Origin of the sequence: Chitinimonas sp., assembly GCF_036568685.1 — a bacterium.
GTDB lineage: Bacteria > Pseudomonadota > Gammaproteobacteria > Burkholderiales > Chitinimonadaceae > Chitinimonas.
Window position 1 is genome coordinate 1 of the sequence record NZ_DATCSC010000002.1, and the last position, 9,059, is coordinate 9,059.

Below are 9,059 nucleotides of genomic sequence, written 5' to 3' on the forward strand. Positions count from 1 at the left end.
GATGGCCAATGGCAAGCCCCCAAAGCTGATCATTGGGGCGATGATGCGCAAGCTGGCTCAGGTCGCCTTCGGCGTGCTCAAGTCGGGCTTGCCATTCAATCCGGCACTGCACGCCGCTTGACTCGGATAACAGTATCTACAAGATCTGACGCCCTCCTCACACTTACACCGCAAGGTTCTTGACCCGACGCAACTTATTTTCCAACTCCTGAATCTGCTGCTCATATTGCTGCTGTAGCTGACCAATTCTCTCCCGAGCCGTCGATAGTTCTTGTTCAAGCAATTCGTTCTTTACCTGCAACTCTTGCCGTAGCGACTCCAACTGCTCGCTAGTGGCTAGGGCTCTATCGGTAGCTTCCTGCAACCGGGCCATTCTGGCAGTTACCCCCCAAGCACTGAGCTCTTCAATTAAGTGCAGCTTTGACAACAAAGCACAAACCAAACCAGCCGCAAAAAAAGTACCTGCGACGGCAGGATTATCTGCCCACGCTTTCAGAAAGCCAGCGCCGAACATAGCGGCACTTAGGCATAGCATGCCCCAACGCTGAATCAAGTCGGCTGCTTCAATAGGCTTAGGCTTGTTTGCCACTTTTTTCGCTTCATCCTCCATCGCGTTACTCCTCCTCTGATTACTAACATTCTTACGTTATGCGGCCGCTCCCAGAAGCATATGGCACATTGCCCCTGGGTCTGCTCCACAACACCCTTCAAGTGATCTACTAAAGCCTCCCACCCAACCACTCCCGCACCTGTACCACATTCCCCTCTGGGTCGTGCCCGTCGCACAGGCGGTAGCCCTGAAAGTCCCACTCGTACTCCTCACCATCCACCACCCCACCATGCTGCGCGGCCAAGGCACGGGCTGCTGCAATGCTGGGCACGGTAAAGATCAGCTTCACCGCCGTGTCTTCGCGCCGCTCGGGCGGGTCGGTGATCACGATATCGGCCGCGTAGGCTGCCGGGATGGCGTGCAGCACCAGTTGGTAGCCATGGCCGGCGAGGATGGCGTAGTCCGCCTCGCGTTCCACCAGGGGCAGTTGGGTGACGGCGGCGTAGAAGTCACACACGCGGCCGAGGTACTTGGCGTAGATCATGCTGCCGGCGTGGAACGGGGCTGTCTGGGTCATGGTGGCAAACCGTCCGGGTGAACTATTTGAGAAGAATTTTTGTACGGGCTGTCACAAACCGCAAAACCGGTTCGTCTTGTTGAGTGAGAAGCGCAAAACGCGTGATCACCTCATCACTCACTATGAAGGAACCATCATGACCCAACGTCTGGACTACCTCAAGCAAGCCCCGGAACTCTTCAAGGCCCTGGTCGACCTCTCGATGAAGGTGCACGACAGCGCCATCGAGGTGACCACCCAGCATCTCGTCACCACCCGCGCGTCGCAGATCAATGGCTGTGCCTTCTGCGTGGATATGCACGTCAAGCAGGCCACCATTGCCGGCGAGCGCCCGCTGCGCCTGCACCATGTGGCCATCTGGCGCGAATCGCCGCTGTTTACCGAGCGCGAGCGTGCCGCCCTGGCCTGGACCGAGCTCTTGACCCAGATCCCCGCCCACGGGGTATCGGACCAGGACTATGCCGATGCACGCGAGTTCTTCGATGAAAAGGAGCTGACCCAGCTGACCTACCTGGTCATGAGCATCAACGCCTGGAACCGCGTGAACATCGCCTTCCGCACCGTGCCGGGTACGCAGGACCAGGCCTATGGCCTGACCCGCGCGCAATTGGCCTAGCGCCACTAACAAGGCCCTTCTGGCGTTGTTGCGCGAGCTTGCCGTACCGACCGTACTGTCCGTTACACGCGTCTGCTCTCGCACGCCTGAGCGTGGTTGTTGGTGCTTTAGCACCTTACAACCACGGCCTCCCCCTTGCGGGGAAGCCAGAACCGCTTCGCTGGGCTTTGTTACCGGCGCTTGCTTGATATTACGCGGCGGCTCCACACCAGCCGCCGCGCACCACCGCAAGGATGCACACCATGAAACTCGCCACCCTCACCCTGGGCCTCGCCGCCCTCCTCGCTACGCTCGCCTCGCAAGCGGCCGACGTTAAACCGCTGTTTACCCAAGTGCTCAAGGACTACCCCAGCAAGGAGGCCACCATGCTGGAGGTGAGCTACCCACCGGGCGCCAAGGACATGGTCCACCGTCACGACGCGCATGCCTTTGTCTATGTGCTGGAAGGCAGCATCGTGATGAAGCTCAGGGGCAAGCCGGAAGTGACGCTGCAGCCGGGCGAAGTGTTCTACGAAGGCCCGGACGACGTACACGAGATAGGACGCAACGCCAGCGACAGCGCACCGGCACGCTTTGTGGTCGTGCTGCTGAAGAAGAAGGGTTCTCCGGTACTGACACCCGTACGGGATTGAGCAGCAGTACCGCCTCGCCCGGCAAGTCGGTATGCTCGCCAGCCGTACCGACTTCCCATAGCGTGATCATGATTCCCTTCCAAGTATTGCGTATCGACCATCTCGTCTTCCGCGTGGCCGACCTGGACCGTAGCATCACCTTTTACGAGCAGGTGCTGGGCTGCCAGGTGGTCAAGCAGCGACTGGACCTGGGTCTGGTGCATGTGCGCGCCGGCACTTCCATGGTGGATCTGATCTCGATCACCGGCCGGCTGGGCAGCCGGGGTGGTGTGGCGGCAGGGGCAGAGGGCCGCAATGTGGACCACCTCTGCCTGCGTGTGGAGCCCTTTGACGAAGCCGCCCTGGTGGCCCACCTGGCGCGCCACGGCGTGGTGCCGGAAGGGCCGGCCAGCGACAACTTCGGCGCCGAGGGTGACGGCCCCTCGCTCTACTTCCATGACCCAGACGGCAATACCATCGAGCTGAAGGGCCCGGTGCACAGCCCGGCCTAAGCAAACGGCCCCTCCCTTTACAGGGAGAGGCCGTCATCAGCTACTTCAAGCCTACTTCAGCTCAGCGCTTGATGTCGAAGCGATCCAGCTCCATCACCTTGGCCCAGGCCGCGGCAAAGGCTTGCACGAAGGCTTTCTCGCCATCGCTGCTAGCATAGACCTCGGCCACGGCACGTAGCTGGGCATTGGAACCGAACACCAGGTCCACCGCCGTTGCCGTCCACTTGGGGGCGCCGCTGCTGCGGTCGCGCCCTTCCAGCACATTGGCGTCGGCGGCGGAGCGCTGCCACTTGGTGCGCATATCGAGCACGTTTACAAAGAAGTCGTTGGTCAAGGTACCCACCCGCTGGGTGAAGACGCCATGCTGTGGCTGGCCGGCCCCCAGCACTCGCAGGCCGCCCACCAGCGCGGTCATCTCCGGTGCGGTCAGGGTCAGGAGCTGGGCCTTGTCGATCAACAGCTCGGCGGCATGCGCCTCCAGCCCCTTGCGCACATAGTTACGGAAGCCATCGGCACGCGGCTCCAGCACGGCGAACGAGGCCACATCGGTCTGCGCCTGGCTGGCATCGGTCCGGCCGGGGGTGAAGCGCACGCTCACCTCGTGGCCGGCCTTCTTGGCCGCCGCCTCTACGCCTGCGTTACCGGCCAGCACGATCAGGTCGGCAAGCGATACCTGCTTGCCGCCGCTCGCGCTGCTGTTGAAGCCCTCGCGTATGCCTTCCAGGGTGCTCAGCACCTTGCTGAGTTCCGCCGGCTGGTTCACCGCCCAATCCTTCTGCGGGGCAAGGCGGATGCGCGCGCCGTTGGCGCCGCCGCGCTTGTCGCCACCGCGGAAGGTGGAGGCCGATGCCCAGGCGGTGCTGACCAGCTGAGTAGGCGTGAGGCCGGATGCCAGCACCTTGGCCTTGAGCGCCGCCACGTCCTGCGCATCGATCAAGGGGTGGCTCACTGCCGGGATCGGGTCTTGCCAGATCAGCTCTTCCTTGGGCACCAGGGCGCCCAGGTAGCGGGAGCGCGGGCCCATGTCGCGGTGGGTAAGCTTGAACCAGGCACGGGCAAAGGCATCGGCAAAGGCCGCCGGGTCTTGCATAAAGCGGCGCGAGATCTTCTCGTAGGCCGGGTCCACCCGCATGGCCATATCGGCCGTGGTCATCATGGGGGCATGGCGCTTGCTCGGGTCGTGGGCGTCCGGCACGGTACCGTCGCCGCTGGTGCCCTTGGGCTTCCACTGGTGGGCGCCGGCCGGGCTCTTGGTCAGCTCCCATTCGTAGCCAAACAGGGTCTCGAAGTAGCCGTTGTCCCACTTGATCGGGTTGGGTGTCCAGGCACCTTCAATACCGCTGGTGATGGCATTCACCCCTACCCCGCTGCCCTGCGAGTTCTTCCAGCCCAGGCCCATTTCTTCCAGCGGGGCACCTTCCGGCTCAGGGCCGACCTGGCTGGTGGCACCAGCACCGTGCGCCTTGCCAAAAGTATGGCCGCCAGCGGTCAGGGCCACGGTTTCTTCATCGTCCATGGCCATGCGGGCAAAGGTCTCGCGGATGTCACGGGCGGATGCCAGCGGGTCCGGCTTGCCATTGGGGCCTTCCGGGTTCACATAGATCAGGCCCATCTGCACCGCCGCCAAGGGGCTGGCCAGATCGCGGTCGCCGCTATAGCGCTCGTCACCAAGCCAGGTGCTCTCAGGGCCCCAGTCGGCGTCGTCTTCCGGCTCCCATACATCCACCCGGCCACCGGCAAAGCCAAAGGTCTTGAAGCCCATGGATTCCAGCGCCACGTTGCCGGTCAAGATCAGCAGGTCGCCCCACGAAAGCTTGCGGCCGTACTTTTGCTTGATCGGCCACAGCAGGCGGCGGGCCTTGTCGAGGTTGCCGTTGTCCGGCCAGCTGTTGAGTGGTGCAAAGCGTTGCGCGCCGGTACCGGCGCCGCCACGACCGTCTGCCACGCGGTAGGTACCGGCAGCATGCCAGGCCATGCGGATAAACAGCGGGCCGTAATGGCCGTAGTCGGCCGGCCACCAGTCCTGGCTATCGGTCATCAGCGCGTGCAAGTCCTTCACCACGGCGTTCAGATCGAGCGTTTTGAATTCTTCGGCGTAGTTGAAGCCGCCGTCCAGAGGGTTGGAGAGTTTGGAGTGCTGGTGCAGCAGGCTGACATTGAGCTGATTGGGCCACCAGTCACGGTTACCTTTGGCGCCGGCCGTAACATGCTTGGCCGCATCGCCCGAGAAGGGGCACTTGGAATCGTTGGGCATGGCTATCTCCTTTGACGGTATATAGTTCTGGGGCACCACCGACCGACCCTGCAGCCCGACGGCGGTGCAAACGGCCAGACCAGTCTAGGCCAGCCCTTTTCAGCAAACCAACTGATTTAGATTATGGTTTTGATAGGCAATACCAATGACTCGGCAGCGCAGTGCCCAGCCCCTTGCAGGCTGGCTAGCAGCACCGTGCGCCTGGAAGGTTAGCACCCCAAGCGGCGTGCAATATCCCGACGAACGTCATGCCAACGTTCCCAAAGCGAGCCTAGAACCTGTGCGTGCAAAGCTGCGGGAGCGGTGGGGGATAGATCAGGGAAGCGCCGCTTTCTCAGGCTGAGCACATGGTTAGCGCACGACTTTGGCCTCCTCCCTGTGGGGCGAACAGGCGGCTGGATTCCACTCAACTGCGCAAGCTAGCTCAATCGCAACGGGCGTTTGAAGTGGTTGCTGGAGAAAGCCTTACCGGAGAGCAGTGTCACCTGTATGGTGCCGGTGGCCGAGCGCCCTATCTGTACCTCCACCGCCCCGGGGGGGATGCTCACAAACAGCCCGCCCCGACTGCAGTCCGGCTCCTTGCCCTCGGCCGTCACCTCGTCCGCCGCGCCCACGAACACGCGGCCCGTGGGTGCCAGCAGCCAGCCCTCTATCGCCGGTGCGGCCAGGGGCTCGAACTGGATATGCCCATCGTGGAAGCCATCCGCCCCCACGTCCACAAACAGCACATGGCCGTTGTTGGCCTCCTGCAGCTGGATCGCCACCGGCCAGCTCCACCAGTCCTCATCTGCATCCAGCCGGTGCTTGAGCATGCCAAGGTCGTAGATGCAGAGCGATGCGGTATCGGTACTGAACTGGAACGGCAAGATGCGCACAGTGTCTCCCCAGGCCACACGAGGCTGGCGGGGGACCCTCACGGCCCACGCCCCTCGCAGCCAGTATTGGCAGCAAAATCCGGTAGCGCCAAGGTGGGATGACGGGCGCAGCGCCGGCTACTTGGCAGCAACGCAACAGCGCCCGTGCCAAGTGCCCGCCATTCCCCGCCTTGCCCTCACACAACTGCCCGCAATGCGCCAGCTGAGCTAGGATGAAAGCTGGACCTATCCTGCGCACCGCGCCCAGCGCCATGACCCAAGCCCTGCTCGTTATCGACATCCAGCACGCCCTCTGCAACGGCGAGGAGGCCGCCCACGACATCGACGCCGTGGTCGAGCGCATCAACACGCTGTCGTGCAAGGCCCACGCGGCCGGCCTGCCTATCTTTCTGATCCAGCACGAGGAGCCAGAGGGCCCACTGCAATATGGCGCGCCCGGCTGGCAACTCGACGGCCGGCTCACGGTCTGGCCGGACGACCTGCACCTGCGCAAGACCGCCACCGACGCCTTCCACCAGACCGCCCTGCACGCGCAGCTGAAGGAGCGCAAGATCGACCGCGTCGTCATCTGCGGCCTGCAGAGCGAGTTCTGTATCGATTCGACCGTGCGCGGCGCCCTCGCCCACGGCTACCCGGTCACCCTGGTGGCCGACGCCCACTCGACCATAGACAACGGCGTGATCAGCGCCGCCCAGATCAGCGCCCACCACAATGCCACCCTGCGCAACCTGGGAGCTTATGGGCCGAGGGTGACGGTGCTGCCGGCGGCCGAGGTCAGCTTCGTGGGCTGACCGGCGTTCATAGGGGAATGGCCGATGGGCGCCAAAACCTGGATGTTGATCGCCAGCACGGGCGACGCCCGCGCCCAATTGGCCAAGCTGCCGGCGCTGGACCGCAGCGCCAGTACCAACCTCGCGCAGCGCCTCTTTCCGGCCGAGGCCCTCATCCCGCTGGACGACGGCGACCTATCCGAAGCCAACCCGGCCGACGACGAGATTCTGGTGGGCTGCTTTGCAGGGCTCCGCATCGTGGCCGCCCGCGAGTTCGCGCTCGACCACCCCTCCCGCCTGCCACGGCGCTTTCTGGATGTGCTGGACCTGCCCACGGTGGAGCTGCATGCCATGTATAGCGTGGTGGACTGGTTCGCCTATGCGCGCTGGCAAGGCGGCATCCTGATCCGCTCACTGAGCCTGGCACCCGATAGCGGCGTGATCGAGGACCAAGGTCCACACCTGCCCTTCGAGGCCCCCTACTGGGCCGGCGAACACCCCGCCCTGGGGCCGGAAGAAAACGGCGACGCCGACAGCTACCCCCTACCCTTCCACCCCCTGGACCTGGGCGAAGCCGCCCTGGCCGCCAGCCTGGGCTATGTGCTGGAGGGCCACCCGGCACCAGACCATATCGACCCGAGCTGCATTACCTTGCTGCGTTTCAAGCGGAGCGGGGCGAAGCCTTGGTGGAAGGTCTGGTAGGCCGACATGTAGGGCGCAATCCCCGCAGGGCATTGCGCCGTATTGCCCGTAGCGACCAAGCAATCTCCTGCTAGCCCGCGTAAGCCCGTATCTCCAAGAGGTGCTTGTCGGGGTCGAAGAAGTACACCGTCGGCGCCGCCCCGCGTGCGCCCACCTCCTCCCCAGGCCCGGTATTGCTGCCGACTGAATCGAAGGTCGGCCCGTAGGCGATCTCGCGGGCCTTGATTCGGCCAAAGATGGCGTCGAATTCGGCCGGGCTGACGGCAAAGGCATAGTGCTCAAAGCCTGGCGTGCCCCAGGGCGCCAGCTGCAGCTGGCAGCTTGGTCCCACCCGCAACACCGTAAACGGCCCGCTCTGCCCCTCGCTGGCAAAGCCCAGCACCTCGCTGTAGAAGCTCAGGCTGGTAGCAAGGTCGTTGACCTTGAGGATCAGGTGGTCGAGCTGGGCCATGACAGTCTCCTGGGAAATTAGGCTGGTTATAGACCAGCACGAGAGCAAGCAGACTTGGTCGACCGCCGGTACCTGTGTACATTGGTGCGCCCAAACAGCCTTTCTCGCCCATGCGCCCCACCCTCGCTCTGACGGTTCTTCTTTGCTGCGGCAGTGCTATGGCTGACATTATTGCCGTCCTGAATCGCCCACCCACGGCAGCCGAGAAAAAGGCCATTGCAAGCGCTCTGGCGAAAATCCGTACCAAGCACCAACTGGATGAAGCCACGCTGAAGGTAGAAGCCTTGCGTGACCGCCACCGTCATACCCGATTTGCTGCCACTGCAACCGTCTATGAGGTAGCTGCGTTGACGGGTGGCATCTGTCGCTCTCAGCGTTTCAACATTGCCACTCAGCCTTCAGGGAAGTACCAACTGGAATCCACCGACTACAGCGCATGGCTACCCTCTCAAGCCAGCTGTGCAATCCGGCCGGCCAATCAACTGACGTTTGAGAACACGCTGAGCGGCGAGACTGCGCGTTATGTACTGACAAACCAGGAAGCATTGGGTACTGCCGCCAAGAGAATGGGGCGCAGAACGCTGTCAGGTTCAAACGCGCTTACGGGCTGCCGCCTTGTTGCGGAGTACGTCAAATCACCCCACAGCGAAGGTAGCAACGCGGGCGCCTTCTCGCTGTATTTCTCGCTCAGCTCAAATGATGCTGGCAGCGCATGTGATTCCAGCGCACTGTTAGGCGTGACCTTCGAGCACCTGGGCGATAAGCGCTTCCCTATTTCTGCCAGCTACTTGATGCCCTGAGGACACTGCGATCAATATGGGGCCCTATATCGGCAAGCCCAATCGCCTCTACAAGGTGTTCAGAGACACCCGACCACTGAACCTGCAGATGCTCCGCAATCTGAACGCGGGGCTCAGCACCTCTGCTGAGGTGCTGATACAGCCCACGGGCGAAGCCGCACTGGTCGCTGAAGCTTGGATTTGGCGCCTAGAGCGCAAACCCCTCAAACCTCCACCGGGTCCATACTCGCCTTAAGCCGCCAGCCATCCAGGCTGAAGCGCAAATTCCGGTACTTCCGCAAATACTGCAGCCCCACCAAGGCGGCCGATGCCCCAGCGGCGGCGCCCACCATAAGTGACCA

11 protein-coding genes and 1 pseudogene are annotated in these 9,059 nt (G+C 63.0%); 7 read left to right on the forward strand and 5 right to left on the reverse strand.

What is annotated here, in order from left to right; all coding sequences use genetic code 11:
- Window positions 1–121, forward strand: a pseudogene (locus VIM95_RS00170) (IS110 family transposase); the annotation flags it as partial.
- A gap of 42 nt (window positions 122–163) precedes the next feature.
- Here VIM95_RS00170 and VIM95_RS00175 read toward each other — a convergent pair.
- Window positions 164–610 (reverse strand): hypothetical protein, encoded by a 447-nt coding sequence (locus VIM95_RS00175; RefSeq protein ID WP_331981262.1) that lies wholly within the window; start codon window positions 608–610, stop codon window positions 164–166.
- Window positions 611–719: 109 nt separating this feature from the next.
- Window positions 720–1,127, reverse strand: coding sequence for a VOC family protein (locus tag VIM95_RS00180; RefSeq protein WP_331981265.1), 408 nt, complete (start codon window positions 1,125–1,127; stop codon window positions 720–722).
- Between the two features lie 136 nt (window positions 1,128–1,263).
- On the opposite strand from VIM95_RS00180, the gene VIM95_RS00185 reads away from it, so the two are divergent.
- From VIM95_RS00185 to VIM95_RS00195, 3 genes are all read left to right on the forward strand, one after another.
- Window positions 1,264–1,743, forward strand: a complete 480-nt coding sequence (locus tag VIM95_RS00185) for a carboxymuconolactone decarboxylase family protein (protein WP_331981267.1) — start codon at window positions 1,264–1,266, stop codon at window positions 1,741–1,743.
- 242 nt (window positions 1,744–1,985) lie between these two features.
- Window positions 1,986–2,375: a cupin domain-containing protein gene (locus tag VIM95_RS00190; RefSeq protein WP_331981270.1), complete on the forward strand. Its 390-nt coding sequence runs from the start codon at window positions 1,986–1,988 to the stop codon at window positions 2,373–2,375.
- A 68-nt stretch (window positions 2,376–2,443) separates the two neighbouring features.
- Window positions 2,444–2,866 (forward strand): VOC family protein, encoded by a 423-nt coding sequence (locus VIM95_RS00195; RefSeq protein WP_331981273.1) that lies wholly within the window; start codon window positions 2,444–2,446, stop codon window positions 2,864–2,866.
- A 61-nt stretch (window positions 2,867–2,927) separates the two neighbouring features.
- On the opposite strand, the gene katG is transcribed toward VIM95_RS00195, so the two are convergent.
- Complete coding sequence (gene katG, locus VIM95_RS00200; protein WP_331981276.1) at window positions 2,928–5,120, reverse strand: catalase/peroxidase HPI; 2,193 nt, start codon at window positions 5,118–5,120, stop codon at window positions 2,928–2,930.
- 419 nt (window positions 5,121–5,539) lie between these two features.
- Entirely contained in the window at window positions 5,540–5,995 is a 456-nt protein-coding gene (locus VIM95_RS00205; RefSeq protein WP_331981280.1) for a DUF6386 family protein, read from the reverse strand.
- A gap of 212 nt (window positions 5,996–6,207) precedes the next feature.
- Between VIM95_RS00205 and VIM95_RS00210 the strand changes: the two genes are divergently transcribed.
- Window positions 6,208–6,786, forward strand: coding sequence for a cysteine hydrolase family protein (locus VIM95_RS00210; protein ID WP_331981283.1), 579 nt, complete (start codon window positions 6,208–6,210; stop codon window positions 6,784–6,786).
- 24 nt (window positions 6,787–6,810) lie between these two features.
- Complete coding sequence (locus VIM95_RS00215) at window positions 6,811–7,467, forward strand: DUF6928 family protein (protein ID WP_331981286.1); 657 nt, start codon at window positions 6,811–6,813, stop codon at window positions 7,465–7,467.
- A 70-nt stretch (window positions 7,468–7,537) separates the two neighbouring features.
- Here the strand turns inward: VIM95_RS00215 and VIM95_RS00220 are convergent, their stop codons facing one another.
- Window positions 7,538–7,918, reverse strand: coding sequence for a VOC family protein (locus tag VIM95_RS00220; RefSeq protein ID WP_331981289.1), 381 nt, complete (start codon window positions 7,916–7,918; stop codon window positions 7,538–7,540).
- Window positions 7,919–8,028: 110 nt separating this feature from the next.
- On the opposite strand from VIM95_RS00220, the gene VIM95_RS00225 reads away from it, so the two are divergent.
- Entirely contained in the window at window positions 8,029–8,718 is a 690-nt protein-coding gene (locus VIM95_RS00225; protein WP_331981292.1) for a hypothetical protein, read from the forward strand.
- Window positions 8,719–9,059: the final 341 nt, after the last annotated feature.